Origin of the sequence: Streptomyces sp. Rer75 (assembly GCF_013414305.1) — a bacterium.
GTDB classification, from domain to species: Bacteria; Actinomycetota; Actinomycetes; order Streptomycetales; family Streptomycetaceae; genus Streptomyces; species Streptomyces himastatinicus.
In genome coordinates this window covers 5,311,585-5,330,368 of record NZ_CP058693.1, presented here as the reverse complement: position 1 = coordinate 5,330,368, position 18,784 = coordinate 5,311,585, and the positions used below count along the sequence as shown (strand labels likewise).

Genomic DNA, 18,784 nt, shown 5'->3' with positions numbered 1-18,784 from the left:
CCTGTGCGCGCGCAGCCCGTGACTGTTGATCACCGCTCCCCGGTCACCGCACACCGCAACGCTCCATGGTTGCGCACAGGGCGACGCGGGGAGCTTGTCAACTTTGGTGGCCCGCGGCCGTGACGCAACGTGGTGACCGTCAAGGCCGAACGGCTACCCAGCAGCGATGAGAACACCGAAGTCGTGGTTTCCGGGCGCCGTCCGGAACTTTCAGCCGGCAGCTCTTGCTCGGCGATACGCTGGATACCGAACGCATCGAGGCGTCCTGCGACGTCGGCGTGAGCGCGACCTCGATCGGGAGGAACGATGCGCATGCAGTGGGAGGCGTTCCTGTCCGCCGTCCAGGAACGCGGCGAATACCCCTCCCAGGGGGAATCGGAGCGGGTCTCGCGTGTCGTGCTCGCTCTGCTGGGCGCCCATCTCGTCGGGCAGGTGCGGGCCGAGGTAGCGGCCCGCCTTCCCGAGACCTTCGCGCTGGTGCTGCTCAACCCGCTCCAGGCTGCCGAGCCTCTCTCGCCCGAGCGATTCATCAGGGCGACCGCGGCATGGATCGAGGGAGCCACCGAGCAGACCGCGACCTGGGATGTCAGCGCGGTCCTCAGCGTAGTGGCCGACACCATCGACGATGCTCTGATGAACCAGATCCTGCTCCAACTGCCCCCGGGCTACGACCTGCTCTTCGGGCGACCGAAGCCGCTCTGACCCGGCAGTCGTGTCCCCTGGGCCCGATCGTCCCCGTGGCCCAGGGACGGCCCTTGGCTGGTCAGCGCCCCGGCGGTGGCGCCGCTGGGGAATTTCGGCAGCCGCCCGCACATAAAAATGTCGTTTCGCCGCTACAGAAACATGGGCAATGCGCGATGAGAAGTTTTGCCTCGGCGGATCCGAAGCGGAAAAGTGTCGCACTCTCCGGATTGCCCGTGTTACGGTTGCGTCAGTTGCAGTTGTGGTTCCCCAAAACTTCACCTGCTCCTTCCAGGACACCCCTGGGGGAGTCTTGTGCATTCGGTGTTTCCGGACGGGTGATCATCGCGGCAGCTCCGGTTCCTGCGCAGTGTGGGTTCCGGGTACCGCCCCGAAGGAGATGTATTTTGGCTACTGGCACCGTGAAGTGGTTCAACGCGGAAAAGGGTTTCGGCTTCATCGAGCAGGACGGTGGCGGCGCTGACGTCTTCGCCCACTACTCGAACATCAACGCCGCCGGCTTCCGCGAGCTGCTCGAAGGCCAGAAGGTGAGCTTCGACGTCACGCAGGGCCAGAAGGGCCCGCAGGCGGAGAACATCGTTCCCGCCTGACGCTGACGCACACAACGAGCTGGGGCACGCACCTGCGTGTGGCCCCAGCTCGTTGCGTTATTCACGCCGGGGCAGAGGCCCCCGCACCCGCATATCGGCCGCGTTCTCTCACGTTCACGGGGCCGACAAGCACGCGACGACCACTGGCGGCCACCAACGTCGCGGCCCGGGGCATCCACGTCGACGACCTCGACCTCGTCGTCAACGTCGACCCGGCCGACCGACCAACCGACCACAAGGACTACCTGCACCGCGGCGGCCGCACCACCCGCGTCGGCGAGTCCGGAACCGGCGCCCCCTCGTCCTCCCCGGTCAGCACGTCCTGAACAGGCCGGAGCCTGCCGCTGCTTCGCCCACGTCGTTCGGGAAAGGTCAATATCTGTGGCCGCCACGTGAGAAATCGACCCAACGAGCGGTGAAGATTTGCCTGGCAAGAGGCGAAGCAAGGTAATTTATCATGCGCAGTCGACCGCACCGTGCTACGGTGACACCGGTTGCAATTGTGGTTCCCACGTTCGTTTGCATTTCCGGTCATTTCCGGGCGGAGCCATCATCGCGGCGACGCGGCGTCCGCACACTGCGGATGCCTGGCACTGCCCCGAAGGAGACTGGCACATGGCTACTGGCACCGTGAAGTGGTTCAACGCGGAAAAGGGTTTCGGCTTCATCGAGCAGGACGGTGGCGGCGCTGACGTCTTCGCCCACTACTCGAACATCGCCGCCCAAGGTTTCCGCGAACTACAGGAAGGCCAGAAGGTGAGCTTCGACGTCGCGCAGGGCCAGAAGGGCCCGATGGCCGAGAACATCGTTCCCGCCTGACGCTGACGCGTGCACTTCACAGATGGGGGCCCGCACCTTGGGTGCGGGCCCCAACTCGTGGCGTTGCAGGGGGCAGTTCGCGCCTCCACCGTTCTGGGGACGCTCCGTTAAAGGCTCTGGACGAAGATCCGTCAGCGGTTCCCACACTCCGCACCCCAGCCGCTCCGACCTGGATCGGACAGCCGTTTTACGGCCGGTTGGATTCTGTTTCACTTTTGTTTGGCCCGTTCTTGCGATTCTCTGCGCTGCTCAGCGCCGCGGGAATTCCTTGATGCGTGCCGCTTCGAGGAAGGTTCTGCATGAACCGCACACGTCCGAACGCCCGTTTCGCCCCTACCCGTACCGGCGGTCGCGGCTCCGGGAAGAGCGGCAGCCGCTCGGGGTCCGGCGTTTCCAAGCGCTCCGGCAAACCGAACGCTTCGCGTGGTGACGGGCGGCGCCCTGCCGCGCCGCAGGGGGAGTTCGCCCTGCCGGTGACGGTCAGCCCCGCGCTGCCCGCCGTCGAGGCGTTCGCCGATCTCGACATGCCTCGCCCTCTGCTGGGGGCGCTCGCGGCCGAAGGCGTGACCGTGCCGTTCCCGATCCAGGCGGCGACCCTGCCGAACTCCCTCGCGGGTCGTGACGTACTCGGCCGTGGGCGCACCGGATCCGGCAAGACCCTCGCCTTCGGCCTGGCGCTGCTGGCCCGTACGGCCGGTCGGCGAGCCGAGCCCCGGCAGCCGCTGGCCCTGGTGCTGGTGCCCACCCGGGAGCTGGCGCAACAGGTCACCGATGCGCTCACTCCGTACGCCCGCTCCGTGCATGTGCGGCTGGCCACGGTGGTTGGCGGGATGGCGATTGGCAAGCAGGCCGGTGCGCTGCGTGGTGGGGCGGAGGTCGTCGTCGCGACGCCGGGCCGGCTGAAGGACCTCATCGAGCGGGGGGACTGCCGCCTGGACCAGGTCGGCATCACCGTCCTGGACGAGGCTGACCAGATGACCGACATGGGCTTCATGCCGCAGGTCACAGGGCTGCTGGAGCAGGTGCTTCCCGAGGGGCAGCGGATGCTGTTCTCGGCGACCCTGGACCGCAATGTCGACCTTCTGGTCCGCCGGTACCTGACGGACCCGGTGGTCCACTCCGTTGATCCGTCCGCGGCCGCGGTCACCGGGATGGAGCACCACGTGCTCCACGTGCACGGCGCGGACAAGCATCGGGTGACCACCGAGATCGCGGCGCGTGAGGGCCGGGTGATCATGTTCCTGGACACCAAGCATGCCGTCGACCAGCTCACCAGCCACCTGCTGAACAGCGGGGTGCGGGCCGCCGCACTGCACGGCGGAAAGTCGCAGCCGCAGCGCACCCGGACCCTGGCCCAGTTCAAGACGGGGCATGTGACGGTCCTGGTGGCGACCAATGTCGCGGCCCGCGGGATCCATGTCGACAACCTCGACCTGGTGGTCAACGTGGACCCGCCCGGTGACCACAAGGACTACCTGCATCGGGGAGGCCGCACGGCCCGCGCCGGCGAGTCCGGTCTCGTCGTCACCCTGGTGACGCCCGGCCAGCGCCGCGACATGGTCCGTCTCGTGTCGGACGCCAGGATTCGCCCTCGGACCACCCAGGTCCGCTCGGGTGAGGCCGAACTGAGTCGCATCACCGGCGCGCAAGCTCCGTCGGGCGTGCCGGTCGTCATCACGGCACCGGTGGTCGAGCGCTCCAAGCACGGCGCCGCCGCCCCTCGCGGTCGGCGCAGCCGTAACGCCAAGGGCCGTCGGCCCGGCCAGGCGGCGCGCCGCGCGGCTCAGCGCCGGTCCGCCCTCGACGCGGCGGCCTAGGGGGTGTCCGCAAAGTCCCGCCGGGCCCGCGACAACCACGCCATGGGGGTTCTCACCCTCGCACGCTGATCCACCGCCCGCCCCAGGGCGGATCCTTCTCCCTCTCCCTGCGAGCTCCCTGCGAGGCATCATGCGCTGCGTCATCGCCCGTTACCCGTTCGACCTGACCAAGAGCGGGGTGTTGGCGTCGATGAAGGACGTCACGCCCGAGCCCGTCACGGGCGAGTCCGTGCTCATCGGCCGCCGTACGTACCCCGTGAAGCAGGTGGGCGAAGTCATCACCGGGCAGGACCGTCGCGACTTCAGCGCCGGCGAAGTCACCCGGGCCATGACCCGTCTCGGCTTCACCTGCCGTGCCGTCCCCACGACCTCACCCGCGGACGCCCCCACGCCGTTGCAGCAAGCGTGGACCCAGCTCGGCTCCCCCTAGGAGGTGTCCGACGGGACGGGCGAAAGCCAGGACCAGGACAGCTGTGAGGGCTCGGCCGGCGCGCGCCGGCCGAGCCCTCATCGCGTTCAGCGTCCGGTCGGCGGACCGCACCTCCCGGGCGGGCCCTGGGTGCGGCAACGATGACTCATTGGTCGGAATAGCTGAAGTCGCCAACGGTCCAGCCGCTGACGTCCTTGATCGCGACGCGGTACATCCCGCCGGTCTCGGGGATCCCCATGCTGCCCTGAAGGATGCGGGCGACGTGAAAGTGCAGATGTGTGGGCGGCTCACCGCGGTCAGGCCCGTCGTGCGTCTCGTCCGTGGTGAAGACGCCCGAGAACGGACCGAGGTGGTCCGAGTCCCTCAGGATCTCCGACACACGCCGCCTCCACACGGCTTCCGGAGCCAACCGTCCGGTGATGACAGCGCCGCCGGTGACCACGGTCAGGGACATCTGAGTGCTCTGCTCGGACTCCACCATGGCGGCGATGTCCACGAGCAGTTCATCAGCGTTCGACATGAAAGTCGATTCTATCCATCGGTCCGTCCAACTGACGCCGGGTCCGTCGGATGAGGCATCAGGACGTGCCGCGGCGTTCCGGGCCTGGGTGCGGGTCTTCCTCGGCGATCGGACGGGATCGGCCGGTGCCGGTGTCGAAGAGGATCTGCTTGGCCTGCGTGATGTTGTCGGCGCGAACGGCCCGGGCCATCGCCGCGCGTGCCGCGTCGGGCGTCGCGTGTGGCGGGATCACCAGCAGGGAGAAGAGATCTTGATCGTTCCGGGTGATGAGGATGGTGTCGTCGCCCACAGGGAACGAGTCGATGTGCACGATGCGGTCGTCGATGACCAGCCGTGTCGGCAGTTCTTCCCAGGCGTCGGCGTCCAGGCCGACGCGCGTGACGGGCCCGAGGTGCTCGGTCAGCGCGGTGACCAGGGCGGGAAGCTCGGCACCGATGTCGCGGGAACGCGGCCACCACGCACCGTCGAGGATGCCCTCACGGGTATGCGTCGTCGCCAACCGCAGCAGGGCTGTTCCAGGTTTCACAGCATGGTGGATCGCGTCCGGCAGAAGATTCGCTTCACCCGGGGTGTCGGCGTCGGACATGGTCTGCTCACCCCCTACGGGGTTCGGTGGACCGCCGGTTTCACCGTACTCCGGGAGCCCACTCACCGGCTCAGCCGCGCCCTGCGGAGACTGATCACACCTGGGCTCGGCGGGGCCACGCTCCGGAGTACAGTGAAAACACCGGGAGCATTTCGCACACCGGCTTCCACGCGGGTGTCGTTCTCGGCGAGCAATAGCACCGGGACGTTGAAAGACGCGCCCGGGGACGGGTCCGCGTCATGACCGTGACCATCGACCGTACGACCACCAATGAGCGCGTACCCTCGCCGCCGACCCGCTTGTCTCTGACGCCGGCCAGCCCGGTTCCAGGTGCGCTGGACGGTGCGTGGTGGCCCCGCTCCCGCGATCTCCTCCGTGAGCTGCCGACCCTGACGGACGTGCTGGACGCACGCTGGGGCCGGATCACTCGCGTGTCCGTGAACCCGGCCCACTGGCCCGTGATCCCGCGCAAGGTGCCGGCGACCGGGCACATGGTGAAGGTGGGCTGGTTCACCGATGAGCAGGACCCGCACAAGTTGATTCTGCTGTCCTACACCGCAGGCCGCTGGGACCTTCTGGTGATCCCGCCGGAGACGGGTGCGGCGGCCGCCGCCCGGCTGATGGCCGCCGCAGCCACCGTCGGCAGCCTCCTCACCGCCAGCAGTCTGATGGCGAGCGAGACCGCCACCCGTAACGCCCGGGAGGATCTCAGCCGGGAGGCGGAGTGGGAGACCGATGGCGGGCTGCCTCAGTGGCGGCCGGAGGCCGCACCCGACCGGCCTCCTGAGCTCCACCGGACTCCTGAGCTCCAAGGGAGGTGAGGAAGTGGAGACCGTCATCACCGTGTCCGTGATCGCCGCCATGATCATGCTCGGAGTGCTGCTGATCCACCTGCTCAACGGCCAGCACAACGAGCGGATCGCAGCATTCCACTACAGCGATGCCCTGCCGGGAGTCGGCCGACGGAGCCGGAAGAGCCGACAGCCGGCAAGCCCGGCTGATCACCCGTCGCCCCCTCCTCACCCCGAACACCGCGACGGGCCGCGGACGACGGATGGCCTTCTCCTGACCGGGGCCGGTGGGCGCGAAGCGAGTCCCCCCGCCCAGCGGCACGTCTTCCTGATGAACGGGGTCACCATGCAGCCACCGGAATCACCCCCGGCAGGGCGCGCCGAGGTGCGTATCGTCGCCGCGTCCCCCGAGGTCGCCCGTCAGGTCGCGGAGGTACTCCGTCGTTGCTTCGCCGGCGCCGAACAGCGGAGCTACCCCGCCGGTGCGGACGGCGGAACCCGCCTCCATCTCACCGTGGACACCACGCACACGGCAGAGCCGGCGCGGTCCTGGCTGGTAGCAAGTCGGTCCTCCAGGCAGGAGGCCACGCAGACGGACGAAGTCTGAAGGATGCCCGTCAATGGGACCGAAATGTTCCTCATGCCGGAAAGGTGCGCCCGGCATAGGATGGTGAATGGGCCGGTTCACTCTCACGTGCAACCGACCCGAAAGGGCGGCTCCGGTGTTTCTGCGCCGGAGCCGTTGTGGCGAAAACGAGGTCGCCATGACAGAAGGTGAAGAGGGCTTCCGTAAAGTCACGGTGGATCGGTCAGAGGGGTTCGGTGAGCGGCTGCTGGGTGTGCTGCTGGACCGGGCGCACGAGATGCCGCCCCAGCTGATCGCCCCGCTGGTCGCGGAGGAAGTGGGCAGGATCGGCGGGCGTGACGTCTCGATCCTCCTTCAGGACTACGACCAGCTGATACTGGCTCCCCTGCCGGGCATGAGACTCGTGGTCGGGGAAGCCGAGCGGATCGACGATTCCCAGGCCGGCCGGGCTTTTCTGAGCGCGGAGACGGTGGAACAGCCGCAGGCCGATGGCGTACGGGTGTTCCTGCCGCTGCTGGACGGCAGCGACGAGGTGGGGGTGCTGGCCGTCACCTTGAGCAGCATCGATGACGACGACCGTCGGTTGCTGCGGCGCCTCGCCGGCCTGGTCGCCGACATGCTGGTCACCAAGAACAGCTATACCGATCAGTTCTTCCAGGCCCGGCGCCGTGAGCCGATGAGCCTGGCCGCGGAGATCCAATGGTCACTGCTGCCTCCGCTGACCATGATCACACCGCAGGTCGCGGTGGCCGGAATCCTCGAGCCTGCCTACGACGTCGCAGGTGACAGCTTCGACTACGCCCTGAACGACAACATCCTGCACATGGCCGTCATCGATGCCATGGGCCACGGGCTGGACGCCGCCGTGCTGGCGACCGTTGCCGTCGGCGCCTACCGGCACGCCAGACGCGCCGATGTCGGGCTCGCTGAGCTGTACATGTTCATGGACAAGGCCATCGACGAGCAGTTCGGGCCCGACCACTTCGTCACGGCACAGATGATGCGCCTGGATATCGGAACCGGCCACCTGCAATGGGTCAACGCCGGTCACCCGGCGCCGCTGCTGATCCGCGACCACCGCGTCATCCAGCCGCTGGAGAGCCCGGGCACCCTGCCCGTCGGCTTCGGCGGCGCCATCCCTCAGGTCAGCGAGCAGGCGCTGTCCCGCGGCGACCGGATCCTCTTCTTCACCGACGGTCTCGTCGAGGAGCACCGCGCCGGCGAAGAGCAGTTCGGCGAGGAGCGCCTGCTCGATTTCGTGGACCGCGCGGGGTGCGAGGGCGAAGGCGTACAAGAGATGGTGCGCGGCCTGTCCCACGCCCTGATGCGAGAACGGGGCGGGGTCACCACCGACGACGCGACCCTCTTCCTGGTCGAGTGGTGCGGGGGCACCGCCGACCGGCTCGTCACGGTAGAGGTATGAGCAGGATGTTCGCCCGTGGCGGCCTGGCCCGGAAGGAACCGCCTCGGCCCAGGGGATCCCGCGACTCGCGATGAGTTCTGCGGCGTCCGGCGGTCGTACTGTCGAACCCGGTACCGAGGAGGACGTCCGATGCGCAACGTGACCTATTCGATGAGCACCTCACTCGACGGCTACATCGTCGGGCCGGATGGCGACTTCAACTGGACGGCGCCCGACGAGGAGGTCTTTCGCTTCTGGATCGACGAGATTCAACAGGTCGGCGTCCACCTGTTGGGACGACGGCTCTACGAGACGATGCTGTACTGGGAGACCGCCGACCAGGATCCAGCACTCGACGACTCAGATCGTGAGTGGACGGCGCTCTGGAAGCCGCTCCCCAAGGTGGTGTTCTCCACCACGCTGTCGGCGGTGCAGGGCAATGCCCGCCTGGCCTCCGGCGGCCTGGCGGAGGAGATCGAGCGGTTGCGAGCCGAGCCGGGGGAGGGCGACATCGCGATCGGCGGCGCGACGCTCGCCGCCGAGGCGGCCGCGTTGGGTCTGATCGACGAGTATCAGGTCATGGTCTACCCGGTGCTGGTCGGCGGTGGCATTCCGTTCTTCCCCCAGCACGAGCGCCGGGTGGATCTCGAACTCGTCGAGACCCGCACCTTCACCTCGAAAGTCGTCTACCTCCGCTACCGCGTGACGCGCCAGCACGTCCAGGTGGCCGATGCTGACGTGTCGTGACCAGGCCGGTAGGCCGGTTGTGATCGCGCCAGCGCTTCGTTAGTGGCGCGTTAATGGAACGGCAGCCACCACGGGCAAGGTGAAAACCACACCGAGCGAAACGTCGCCGGGGGTACTACTCCACTGATGACGCGTCTGATCGCCGCGCCGATCGCGGCTGTCGCCTTGACCCTGACTGTCGCCGAACCTGAGCTCCGTACCTCGCGATCCTCAACAACTCCGGTGACGGGCAACTGGATCGGGATGTGCGCCTGTCGCAGCCGGACAGCGGCCCGGGGGACTTCGACTACGCGCTCAAGGAGAAGTACGGCGAGTTCGGGACCACGGCCGAGCCTCCGGCCATGCCCAGCGACGGCTGGACCCAGTTCTACAAGCCCTGCTCCTGACCACAGCCGGGCGCCGCCGACCCGCCGGACACCGGCGGGTCGGCGGCCTGATGCATGAGCGCGGAGGGGCCGTTCTCAGCCCAGCGGCGGCCCGTACAGCGCTAGCGTTGGGCCCGTGATCGTATGGCTGAACGGCACCCACGGTGCAGGTAAGACGACGACCAGTGCACTCGTGCAGCAGCTGATCCCGGATTCACGGGTGTTCGACGCCGAGAAGGTCGGCGAGACACTCATGGACATCACGCCGGGGCTGCCGGGGACGGACAACTTCCAGCACTGGCCGCCGTGGCGGCCGCTCGTGGTCGAGACCGCCCGCCACGTACTCGACTACACCGGCGGCACTCTGGTGATGCCCATGACTGTCCTGGTCGAGCAGTACTGGCGCGAGATCAGCGCCGGGCTCGCCCACCATGCCATTCCGATGAGGCACTTCGTCCTCCACGCTGACCAGGACACCCTCCGCGGGCGCATCGAGGGGGACACTGTTCTCGGCCCCTCCCCATTCCGTCTGAAATACCTTGAGCCCTACGCCGAGGCGGCCCGCACGTGGCTACACGCCGAGGCCGAGGTCGTCGACACCACGCACCTCACGCCCGCCCAGGCCGCCCTGCGGATCGCGGAGGCCGTCAAGGGTTCGTCACCGGGCATCGCGTAGCCGAAGGAGGTACGCCGCCGTCAGCGCGACGGCGCGGTCCTCGTCGTGTGACAGCTCCACGAGGGCACGTGACGCCGTCGTGCCTGGGAGGGCGGCCAGCGACTGGGTCAGTCGTCCGCGGGCGGGCGCTTCGGTGGTGTCGTGGGCGAGGCGGTCGACGAGCTTGGCCGCGATCTGATCCGCCGTCGCGGTGTCGGTCGCCAGCACGCTCAGGGCATCGGCTGCGTCGGTGTCGTTCCTTCCGTCCACGATCATGTCGATGAGGGTCGGGATTGCGTCGACCACTCCGCGGGTCCCGAGCGCCAGGGCCACATGCCCGCGGACCACGGCGTCGGGGTGCGCGAGAGCGTGCCGCAGGTGCGTGGTGGCCTCGCCGCCGGGCAGCTCGGCGAGGGATTGCACGGCACGTTCCCGCACCGCGGCGAGCGGTGAGCCCAGGCCCTCTGCCAGCAGTGCCGGGCCGCCGTCGCCCGATCGGGCCAGCGCCCATCGGAGGGCTCCGGCGACGTTGGGCTCCGTCTCGCTCAGTACCGCCTCGACCAGGGCCTCCACCGGTACCGGAACCTCGTCGGCCGAGGAGAGGGCCGCGCGCTGGCGCGCGTCGGCGCTCTTGGACCCCAGTGCCTGGAGGAGCGCGACGACCTGGAGGACGTCATTCCAGCCGGTGGGGTCCGCGGCGTCGATCCGGCGCAGCCGCGTGAGCAGCTCGGTCTCGGCCGCGATGCGTTCGCGTGTCTGACGGATGAGGTCGCCGACGAGCTCCGAGGGCGTGAAGTGGGGATCGTCGAGCGCGCGCCCGATCTCGCGCAGCGACAGGCCCAGCGACCGCAGGCTCTCGATGTGGAAGATCCGCCGGATGTCCTCGCCGGAGTACTCCCGGTAGCCGGAGCCCGTACGGCCCGACGGCCGCACCAGACCGAGCGACTCGTAGTGCCGGAGCATGCGGGCGCTGACCCCGGACCGTCGCGCCACCTCGCCGATCAACACGTCCCATCATCCCTCCTGGCCGGACCCGCCGAGGGCCACGACGCGTTTCACCTCCTCGATCGCGAACTCGAATCCGGTGTCCGGCTCGCGCAGCAGCCGTTGGGTGGCGAGTGCGTGCGTGCGCACGCGTGGGTCGGGGGCCGTCGTCGCAGCGTGCAGAGCAGGCACGATCACTTCCCCCAGCGCGACCAGTGCCCGGCTGAGACTCAGCTGCGTCTCGCGCCCACCGCGCCCGAGCTGCCTCGCCAACGCCGCGGCCAACGCGGGCTCCTCGTCTTCCGGTACGAGCACGACCGCGGCCCGCCAGGCGCTCCGCGCCACCTCGTCGTCGGCGTCGGACAACAGCGCCCCTGTGATCGCCGCCCATGCCTGCCGGTCCCCGATCTTGGACAGCGTGTGCAGCGCCTGGCTCCGTGCCTGGGCACGTTCCGAGCGGAGTTCGCGTACCAGCCCGGGAAGCGTCATGGACACCGGGTGGCGGGTGAGCGCCCAGGTCAGCATGTCGCGGACGAAGAACTCGGGCTCGATCGCGCATCGCTCGATGAGCTTGTCGACGAAGCGCGGGTCAGGAGTCGTGCCGACCGCCAGAGCGGCCCGCAGCCGCACGGACGAACGGGCGTCCTCCAGCCCCTGGACCGCTCGTAGCGCGTCCGTGTCCTGCCTCGTGGTCGTCATCGAGACCACCTCCTTGGCGAGCAGTGAAGCCCTTGTCACCGTGTCAAGGTCAAACAGCGCCCGCTGCGCGCTCCGGACTCCGCGCCGGGATGACGGCGTGGGGCGTGAACGCCGCTACCGCGGTGGAGGGCGTGCACCGCCACTTCGCCCGTCTGCGCGAGGCAGCCGCCTCGCAGGGCCAGGGCGGTGTCGGGGAGAAGTACCACCCGTAACCCCCGCCCCACGCGTCAGCGGCTTGTTAGCCGTGAGTTAGCCGATCAACAGCGGTGGCGAACAGAGTCGTTCCCAGGACGCGGAACGCACCACGCGGAACGCGCCACGCACAGCGCACCGTACTGCGACCACCCTTGGGGGATTCCATGTCACGCCCGACCGCTCTTCGCCGCACCCGTACCGTCGTCGCGGCCTCGCTGGTCGCCGCTGCCGCGTTCTCGCTCACCGCCTGCGGAGGCGGTGAGTCCGGCAACGACGCCAAGGGAAGCTCGTCCTCGGCAGCCAAGAAGGGCGCAACGGGCGGCGGCTCCGGCGAGGACGTCGACGCCAAGGCGGGCAGCGCCTCCGGCGGCTCCTCGTCGAAGAGCCGCTGCACGGCCGGCCAACTGGAGGCCGCGTGGTCGAACTTCGAGGGCGGGCCGGACATGGACTACGAGGGGCAGCAGACCGCCCGGGTGGTGCTGACGAACACCGGCTCGTCCGACTGCACCATGACAGGCTTCCCCGGGGTCCAGCTCCAGACCGCCAATGGTGACGCGTGGGACCTGCGGCGCAACAACGACAAGCCGAAGACCGTCCGGCTCGGCGCGGGCGGGAAGGTGGGCTTCGACATCACGTTCCTGGCCTCGACCCGTGACGACGACCAGAAGTTCGCGCCCGACCAGGTCGTGATCACCCCGCCGAACGAGGAGCGGAACATCTCGCTGGAGTGGCCGTACGGCGGCGCGCTGCTGGACCAGTCGGGCGCCACCCGCCCGGGGACCTTCGTCGGGCCCGTCAACACGGTGGAGTAACTCGGTGGAGTAACACGGTGAGGTAAGCGGACTAGGCGGAGCCTTCGAGGGCGGCACGCCAGACGGGGCTGTCGACATAGTGGTTGTCGAAACGGTCCGCGGACTCGGCGATCTCCTTCGGGTCGGCCTCCCCCCGCATGACCCGGCCGAGCAGACGCAGGTAGTCGAACCGTCCCATGCCCGGGGTGAACACGAACAGGACGTCCGCCTCGGCGCCGGGCGCCGCGGCGAAGGCGTGCGGCGTGCGGGGCGGCACCGCCAGGAAGTCGCCCTCGTCGAGGGTGGTGACCTCCTCGCCCACCAGCACGCGCAGGGACCCGCTGATCACGAAGAACAGCTCCGACGCCTTGGTGTGGAAGTGGGCCGGTGCGCCCGCGGCTCCCTCGGCGAAGGTGGACCGGTAGCTCGTGAAGCCGCCGGGGGTGCCGTTCGACTCGCCCAGCAGCGTCATCACACTGCTCGGGTCGGCACAGGTCTCGGCGTCCGCGCGGCGGGTGAGCACCGCTTGGAGAGGCGTGGTGGTCGTGGAGCCGGTGGGCTTCTCCTTCGTCATGACGAGGACTCTACGGTCCGGAATGACCTGGCACCCGGGTCATTCCGGCACCGAAAAGCTGGGTCAATTTCGTGCCGACAGCGTGGCCATCGCCGCGTGCAGCGACGCGGCGACGCGGCGCGTATCGGCTTCGGTGGTCCGCCAGTTGCTGAAGGCGGCGCGCAGGGCCGGGACGCCGTCGAGGACGGTGGGGGTGAGGAAGACCTCGTCGGCGAGTTGCTCCGTGAGGGCGGTGAGCCGGTCGGCGGTGGGGTTGTCGGCGAGGGTGAAGCAGACGACGTTCAGCCGGACCGGTGCCAGCAGCCGCAGGCCGGGCGTGCTGTCGATGGCGGTGCCCAGGGCGCGTGCGCAGCGGACGCACCGCTCGGTGATCTCGCGGTGGCCGTCCCGCCCGTAGGCCCGCAGGGTGAACCAGGCGGCGAGGGCCCGCAGGCGGTGGGAGTTCTCCGGGGTGAGGTGGGCCAGGTCGGGGGTGTCGCCGAACGGGCCCAGGTAGGCGGCCGCGTTCTGGAAGACGGCCGTTTGCAGGTCGGGCCGCCGGGTGAACTGCACGGCGCTGTCGTAGGGGACGTTCAGCCACTTGTGCAGGTCGACGCAGATCGAGTCGGCCAGGTCGAGGCCGTCGACCAGGTGCGCGTGGTCGGGTGAGAGCGCGGCGAAGGCGCCGAAGGCGGCGTCCACGTGCAGCCAGAAGGCGTAGTGCTCGCGCAGCGCGGCGAGGGCGCGCAGGTCGTCGAAGTCGGCGGTGTTGACGGTGCCGGCGTTCGCGACCACGACGCACGGACCGTCGGGCTCGGCCTCATGCAGCGCCTGTTCCAGGGCGGACACGTCGACGGCCTCTCGTCCCGGCAGGGTCGGCACGGGGAGGAGGGCCCGGCGTCCCAGGCCGAGCATCGACAGCGCCTTGGGCACGCTCGAATGCGCTGATCCCGACAGCACCTGTACCGCGCCGAGTTCGGCCGCCCCGTGCTCCGCGGGTGAGATGCCCAGCTGCTCGCCGAGCCATTCGCGAGCGATGGCGAGGCCGACGGTGTTGGACATGGTGGCGCCGCTGACGAAGGTTCCGTGGTGCTGGTCGGACAGGCCGAACAGGCTCCGCAGCCAGGCGATCGTCTCGCGCTCCAGGCTCTGTCCCGCGCCGTCCAGGGACGAGAAGGCGTTCAGGTCCCAGGTCGCGGTCATCCAGTCGCCCGCCAGCGCGGCCGGTGTCGTCCCGCCGGTGACGAATCCGAGATAGCGGGGCCCGGCGCTCGCCGACAGCACCGGCTCCCAGCAGGCGATGAACTCCTCCAGCGCCGCCCGCGCCCCCACCCCCTCCTCGGACAGGGGATCCGGCTCCGGAACCGGCGCCGCGGGGACGACGTCCCGCTCGGCGACCTGCCCGAGCACCTCGGCGGCGTGCTGCCGGACGGACTCCAGCAGGAGCGGCAGCCCGTCGCGGTCGGCGGCGAGTCGTGGGTGCATGGCAGGTCTCCGTTCGTGTCGGTGGCCACGACCGTAGGCAGCACGCCGGTCCGGCCGCCTGGTCCAATCATGGAAAACTGGACCAGTGCGCATGAGCGACGACCACCTGGCGCGGGCCCTGGGCCCCTGGCGGAACACCCAGGCGCCCCTCAGCACGGCGCTGGCCAGTGCCTTACGGGAAGCGCTGCTCGACGGCCGGATACGCGCCGGGAGCGAGCTGCCCGCCGAACGCCGCCTCGCCGCCGCCCTCGGAGTGAGCCGTGGCACGGTGACCGCCGCCCTGGACCGGCTGCGCGCCGCCGGATGGGTCCGCACCCGGCACGGCAGCGCCAGTACGGTGCACCTTCCCCCGGCCGCCGCGGAACGGATCGCTCCCCTCTCGGCGACCGGCGAGGCCGGGTCCCTGGTCGACCTGCGCCGGGCCGTCCCCGCCGCGCCGCAGGAGCTGTACCTGGAGGCGACCCGGCGGGCCACCGAGCGGGCGGGTCCCCTGCTGGCCGAGCACGGCGAACCCGGCCCGGGCATCCCGGAACTGCGCGCGGCGATCGCCGCGCGGTACAGCCGCGAAGGCGTCGCGACCCTGCCCGAGCAGATCCTCGTCACCAGCGGGGCGCGCGCCGCGCTGACCCTGCTCGCGGCGCATTTCGGGCCGCGTACGGCGGTGGTGGAGGCCCCCACGTACGTCGACGCGCTTCAGGTGCTGCGCCATGCCGGAGCGAGGCTGGTGGGCTGCCGCGTCACCACCGGCGGCTGGGACCTGGACCAGCTGCGGGACGCCTTCGCCACCGCGCGCGGCCACCTCGCCGCGCCGTGCCCAGCGTGGCCCAGCTCGCCGCCCGGCACCAGGTGACCCTCGTGGTGGACGAGACCCTGCGCGACCTCGATCTGCGCGACGAGCCGGACCCGATGCCCCGCATTCCCGGCGCGATTCTGATCGGCTCGACCAGCAAGTCCGTCTGGGGCGGGCTGCGCATCGGCTGGATCCGGGCCCGTGCCTCGCTCATCCGGGAACTCCAGAACCACCCCCTGGCCGGGCCGCTGTCCGCGCCCCCGGTGCAGCAGCTCGTCGCCGTCGAATTGCTCGCCGACCTGGAACCGGTACTCGGACGGCGTCGGCGCGAGCTGCGGCAGCAGCGCGACCACCTGGGCAACCTGCTGGCCGGTGACGGCCGTTGGCAGTTCACGCTCCCGCCCGGGGGACTCGTCCTGTGGCTGCGCCTGCGTACCGCCCTCGCCGACACCGTGGTCGAACGAGCGGGCAGGAACGGGGTCGCGCTCATAGCGGGCCCGCGCTTCGCGGCCGACGGCACGCTCAGCCGCTGTCTGCGGGTGCCGTTCACTCCCCCGCGTGACGTACTCGACCAGATCGCGGGCGTTCTCGACGACGCCTGCTGAGGCGAGCGCCGCGGCTGTCCGGGCCCTCGTCAGCGGGCGTCGCGCCGGGCGGGTTCGAGCAGCCAGGTGGCCACGATGCTCACGGCCACGACCGCGGCGGCGATCAGGAGACCGGTGTGCAGCCCGGTGACGAACCGGGCCCGGTCGGCCACCAGCGCGCCGAAGGCGGCGACGGCCAGGGCGCCGCCGAGCTGCCGGGCGGCGTTCAGTACACCGCTGGCGACCCCGGCGCGTTCGGCGGGCACGGTCTCCAGCAGCAGGGCCGTCAGCGGGGTGATCGCCATCGCGCCACCGGCGCCGACGGGCACCATCAGCAGCACCGTCAGCCAGACCGGCGCCGCGGCGGGCAGGGTCACCATCGCGGCCAGGCCCGTGGCGATCAGCAGCTGGCCGGTGATCACCGGCATGCGTGCGCCGAAGCGCGTCGCCAGCCGGGCGGCGACGGGGCCCACGAAGGACGTGAGCACGCTCATCGGCAGGAACGCGACACCGGTGGCGAGCGCGCTCAGCCCGTGCACCTGCTGGAGATACAGCCCGAGCAGGAAGATCATGCCGTAGAAGCCGACGTTCAGCGCGAACCCGATGGCGACCGCGAGGGACATGACGCGGGAGCGCAGCAGGGGCAGCGGCGTCATCGGGTGCCGCCCGCGGGCCTGCGCGACGACGTAGACGACGGACGACACGACCGCCACGGCGAGGGCGGCCAGGACCCGCGGGGCGCCGAACCCGACGGCCCCGGCCTCGATGGCCGCGTACGTCAGCCCGCCCATGGCGGCGATCGCGGCGACCTGACCGGCCAGGTCGAACGGCACCGCCTGCCGCGGGGAGGGGTGGGCGTACCGGAGGAGCAGCAGGGCCGCCGCGCCGACGGGCAGGTTGACGAAGAAGACCATCCGCCAGTCGAGCACCGTGAGCAGCCCACCGGCCACGGGACCGGCGGCCGCGCCGACCGCGCCGCTCACGCCCCACAGGCCGATGGCCCGCGCCCGCTCGGCCGGGTCCGGAAAGGTCTCCCTCAGCAGGGCGAGCGACGACGGCAGGACCATCGCGGCCCCGACGCCCTGCACCAGCCGTGCCGCCACCAGAACGCCCAGCCCCGGCGCCAGCCCGCACACCAGGGACGCCGCGACGAACAGGGCGAGACCGCCCGCGAACGCCTGCCGGGCCCCGACCCGGTCGCTGATCGCGCCCGCGGACAGCAGGAACGCGGCGAAGGTGAGGGTGTACCCGTCGACCACCCATTGCAGCCCGGTCATCGCGCTGCCGAATCCGCGCCCGATCGAGGGCAGGGCGACGTTCACGATCATGGCGTCGACCATGATCGTGAAGAAGCCGAGCAGGACGGCGGCCATGGCCGGGCGCCCGCCGGACCGGCTCCGCGGCGGCGGGCCGGCAGGGACGGCGGCGATGGCCTGCGGTGGGGTGGACGGGACGGGCGTGGGCACGGAACGATCTCCTGCACGGGGGAACGGGTGCGCGGGTACGCGGGTACGCGGGCAAGCCGGGGGCTGACATGGTGCTGACGGAGATCGAGCCTCCCGCCGATCCGGCTCCGGTGGCAGGCCGGGCCGTACCGGGGAGCGGTGCTCGGGGGTAACGACAGGGCCCCCCACGCGCCCGCCACGCAGGTCGGCGCGGTGTGACACTGACGTCATGGCATCCGAGCAGAGCACCAGCGGCGGCAGCGGCGGTGGCGGCGGTGGCATGGAGCTGGGCCAGTTCCTGCGCGCCCGCCGCACCCAGACCCGCCCCGACCAGGTCGGCCTCACGGTGGGCACCGGCCTGCGCCGCACGCCCGGCCTGCGCCGCGAGGAGCTGGCCACGCTCGCCGGGATGAGCATCGACTACTACGTCCGCCTGGAGCGCGGCAAGGAGACCCGCCCCAGCCCCTCCGTGCTCGACGCCCTCGCCCGCGCCCTGCGCCTCGACGACGCCGAGCACCAGCACCTGCGCGACCTCGCCGCCCGGGCGGCCCGGTACGCCCCCGAGCCGCCGCCCCCGCCCAGCCGGACCGTGCGCCCGCACCTGAAGCGCGTCCTGGAGACGCTGCGGCCGAGCCCCGCGTACGTCATCAGCCGCAGCATGGACCTGCTCGCCTGGAACCCCGGCGGCCTCGCCCTGTACGCGGGCATCGCCGACTGGCCCGTCAAACAGCGCAACCTCGCCCGCTACCTCTTCCTCCACCCCACCGCCCGCACCCTCTTCCCCGACTGGGCGGAGCAGGTCCGCGGCTGCGTCGCCCGGTTGCGCGCCCTGGCCGGTACCGCCCCCGACGCCCCGGACCTCACCCAGCTCGTGGGCGAACTCCTGCTCAAGAGCCCCGACTTCGCCCAACTGTGGGAGCGCTACGACGTCGTCGGCCGCAAGCGCATCCAGAAGACCTTCCACCACCCCCAGGTCGGCATGCTCACCCTCAGCGGCCAGAGCATGCAGCTCGAAGGCACCCCCGGCCAGCGCCTCGGCGTCTACACCGCCGAACCCGGCACCCCCGACCACGACGCGATGCTCCTGCTCGACCTGACCGCGCCCCCGACCGCCGGGCACGCGGACACGAGGGGCACGGAGCAACAGCGCACCCAGCCCTGACCGAACGCTCCCGGTGACCCGCGGGGGAGGTCTTTTCGGACTTCCTCCGGCGGGGTGACGCGGTGCGCGGACGGCGGGGCGCGGCC

At 70.5% G+C, this 18,784-nt stretch carries 22 protein-coding genes and 1 pseudogene; 16 read left to right on the top strand and 7 right to left on the bottom strand.

Annotated features, from left to right (window positions below):
• The first annotated feature begins 306 nt into the window (after window positions 1-306).
• From HYQ63_RS22700 to HYQ63_RS22675, 6 genes and pseudogenes are all read left to right on the top strand, one after another.
• On the top strand, window positions 307-702 hold the full coding sequence (locus HYQ63_RS22700; RefSeq protein WP_179935619.1) for a DUF2267 domain-containing protein: 396 nt from the start codon (window positions 307-309) through the stop codon (window positions 700-702).
• A gap of 386 nt (window positions 703-1,088) precedes the next feature.
• Complete coding sequence (locus HYQ63_RS22695) at window positions 1,089-1,292, top strand: cold-shock protein (RefSeq protein ID WP_179935618.1); 204 nt, start codon at window positions 1,089-1,091, stop codon at window positions 1,290-1,292.
• Between the two features lie 143 nt (window positions 1,293-1,435).
• Window positions 1,436-1,582: pseudogene (locus HYQ63_RS22690) on the top strand (helicase-related protein); the annotation flags it as partial.
• 325 nt (window positions 1,583-1,907) lie between these two features.
• A complete protein-coding gene (locus HYQ63_RS22685; RefSeq protein ID WP_179935617.1) occupies window positions 1,908-2,111 on the top strand; it encodes a cold-shock protein in 204 nt (67 codons plus the stop codon).
• 299 nt (window positions 2,112-2,410) lie between these two features.
• On the top strand, window positions 2,411-3,928 hold the full coding sequence (locus HYQ63_RS22680) for a DEAD/DEAH box helicase (protein ID WP_179935616.1): 1,518 nt from the start codon (window positions 2,411-2,413) through the stop codon (window positions 3,926-3,928).
• 130 nt (window positions 3,929-4,058) lie between these two features.
• The gene (locus HYQ63_RS22675; RefSeq protein ID WP_179935615.1) at window positions 4,059-4,358 is read left to right on the top strand and encodes an SCO5918 family protein; all 300 of its coding nucleotides are present in this window, start codon (window positions 4,059-4,061) and stop codon (window positions 4,356-4,358) included.
• Between the two features lie 145 nt (window positions 4,359-4,503).
• Here HYQ63_RS22675 and HYQ63_RS22670 read toward each other — a convergent pair whose 3' ends face one another.
• Entirely contained in the window at window positions 4,504-4,878 is a 375-nt protein-coding gene (locus HYQ63_RS22670) for a hypothetical protein (RefSeq protein WP_179935614.1), read from the bottom strand.
• A 58-nt stretch (window positions 4,879-4,936) separates the two neighbouring features.
• Window positions 4,937-5,464, bottom strand: coding sequence for a DUF5994 family protein (locus HYQ63_RS22665; protein ID WP_179935613.1), 528 nt, complete (start codon window positions 5,462-5,464; stop codon window positions 4,937-4,939).
• A 239-nt stretch (window positions 5,465-5,703) separates the two neighbouring features.
• On the opposite strand from HYQ63_RS22665, the gene HYQ63_RS22660 reads away from it, so the two are divergent.
• The 6 genes from HYQ63_RS22660 to HYQ63_RS22630 all read left to right on the top strand — a co-directional run bounded on the left by HYQ63_RS22660 (window position 5,704) and on the right by HYQ63_RS22630 (window position 10,031).
• Window positions 5,704-6,285 (top strand): DUF5994 family protein, encoded by a 582-nt coding sequence (locus HYQ63_RS22660; protein ID WP_179935612.1) that lies wholly within the window; start codon window positions 5,704-5,706, stop codon window positions 6,283-6,285.
• Between the two features lie 316 nt (window positions 6,286-6,601).
• Window positions 6,602-6,862, top strand: coding sequence for a hypothetical protein (locus tag HYQ63_RS22650; RefSeq protein WP_179940382.1), 261 nt, complete (start codon window positions 6,602-6,604; stop codon window positions 6,860-6,862).
• Between the two features lie 157 nt (window positions 6,863-7,019).
• On the top strand, window positions 7,020-8,264 hold the full coding sequence (locus HYQ63_RS22645; RefSeq protein ID WP_179935611.1) for a PP2C family protein-serine/threonine phosphatase: 1,245 nt from the start codon (window positions 7,020-7,022) through the stop codon (window positions 8,262-8,264).
• Window positions 8,265-8,393: 129 nt separating this feature from the next.
• Entirely contained in the window at window positions 8,394-8,990 is a 597-nt protein-coding gene (locus HYQ63_RS22640; protein ID WP_179935610.1) for a dihydrofolate reductase family protein, read from the top strand.
• A gap of 245 nt (window positions 8,991-9,235) precedes the next feature.
• Window positions 9,236-9,376, top strand: a complete 141-nt coding sequence (locus HYQ63_RS22635) for a hypothetical protein (RefSeq protein ID WP_257232020.1) — start codon at window positions 9,236-9,238, stop codon at window positions 9,374-9,376.
• 115 nt (window positions 9,377-9,491) lie between these two features.
• Window positions 9,492-10,031, top strand: coding sequence for an ATP-binding protein (locus tag HYQ63_RS22630; protein ID WP_179935609.1), 540 nt, complete (start codon window positions 9,492-9,494; stop codon window positions 10,029-10,031).
• Here HYQ63_RS22630 and HYQ63_RS22625 read toward each other — a convergent pair.
• Both HYQ63_RS22625 and HYQ63_RS22620 read right to left on the bottom strand, forming a co-directional pair.
• The gene (locus HYQ63_RS22625) at window positions 10,014-11,018 is read right to left on the bottom strand and encodes a MerR family transcriptional regulator (protein ID WP_179935608.1); all 1,005 of its coding nucleotides are present in this window, start codon (window positions 11,016-11,018) and stop codon (window positions 10,014-10,016) included. The genes HYQ63_RS22630 and HYQ63_RS22625 overlap by 18 nt on opposite strands.
• Window positions 11,019-11,024: 6 nt before the next feature.
• Window positions 11,025-11,693 carry a HEAT repeat domain-containing protein gene (locus HYQ63_RS22620; protein ID WP_179935607.1) on the bottom strand — a complete coding sequence of 223 codons (669 nt, stop codon included), beginning with the start codon at window positions 11,691-11,693 and terminating at the stop codon, window positions 11,025-11,027.
• A gap of 359 nt (window positions 11,694-12,052) precedes the next feature.
• Between HYQ63_RS22620 and HYQ63_RS22610 the strand changes: the two genes are divergently transcribed.
• Window positions 12,053-12,700, top strand: a complete 648-nt coding sequence (locus HYQ63_RS22610; RefSeq protein ID WP_179935606.1) for a DUF4232 domain-containing protein — start codon at window positions 12,053-12,055, stop codon at window positions 12,698-12,700.
• Window positions 12,701-12,731: 31 nt separating this feature from the next.
• On the opposite strand, the gene HYQ63_RS22605 is transcribed toward HYQ63_RS22610, so the two are convergent.
• Complete coding sequence (locus HYQ63_RS22605; protein ID WP_179935605.1) at window positions 12,732-13,253, bottom strand: cupin domain-containing protein; 522 nt, start codon at window positions 13,251-13,253, stop codon at window positions 12,732-12,734.
• A gap of 63 nt (window positions 13,254-13,316) precedes the next feature.
• A complete protein-coding gene (locus HYQ63_RS22600; RefSeq protein ID WP_179935604.1) occupies window positions 13,317-14,717 on the bottom strand; it encodes a pyridoxal-dependent decarboxylase in 1,401 nt (466 codons plus the stop codon).
• Between the two features lie 91 nt (window positions 14,718-14,808).
• Between HYQ63_RS22600 and HYQ63_RS22595 the strand changes: the two genes are divergently transcribed.
• Both HYQ63_RS22595 and HYQ63_RS22590 read left to right on the top strand, forming a co-directional pair.
• Window positions 14,809-15,567 (top strand): aminotransferase class I/II-fold pyridoxal phosphate-dependent enzyme, encoded by a 759-nt coding sequence (locus HYQ63_RS22595; protein WP_179935603.1) that lies wholly within the window; start codon window positions 14,809-14,811, stop codon window positions 15,565-15,567.
• The gene (locus tag HYQ63_RS22590) at window positions 15,537-16,112 is read left to right on the top strand and encodes an aminotransferase class I/II-fold pyridoxal phosphate-dependent enzyme (protein WP_179935602.1); all 576 of its coding nucleotides are present in this window, start codon (window positions 15,537-15,539) and stop codon (window positions 16,110-16,112) included. The genes HYQ63_RS22595 and HYQ63_RS22590 overlap by 31 nt, the downstream gene beginning before the upstream one ends.
• A 29-nt stretch (window positions 16,113-16,141) precedes the next feature.
• On the opposite strand, the gene HYQ63_RS22585 is transcribed toward HYQ63_RS22590, so the two are convergent.
• Window positions 16,142-17,557 (bottom strand): MFS transporter, encoded by a 1,416-nt coding sequence (locus tag HYQ63_RS22585; protein WP_257232019.1) that lies wholly within the window; start codon window positions 17,555-17,557, stop codon window positions 16,142-16,144.
• Window positions 17,558-17,765: 208 nt separating this feature from the next.
• Between HYQ63_RS22585 and HYQ63_RS22580 the strand changes: the two genes are divergently transcribed.
• Window positions 17,766-18,698: a helix-turn-helix transcriptional regulator gene (locus tag HYQ63_RS22580; protein WP_179935601.1), complete on the top strand. Its 933-nt coding sequence runs from the start codon at window positions 17,766-17,768 to the stop codon at window positions 18,696-18,698.
• Window positions 18,699-18,784: the final 86 nt, after the last annotated feature.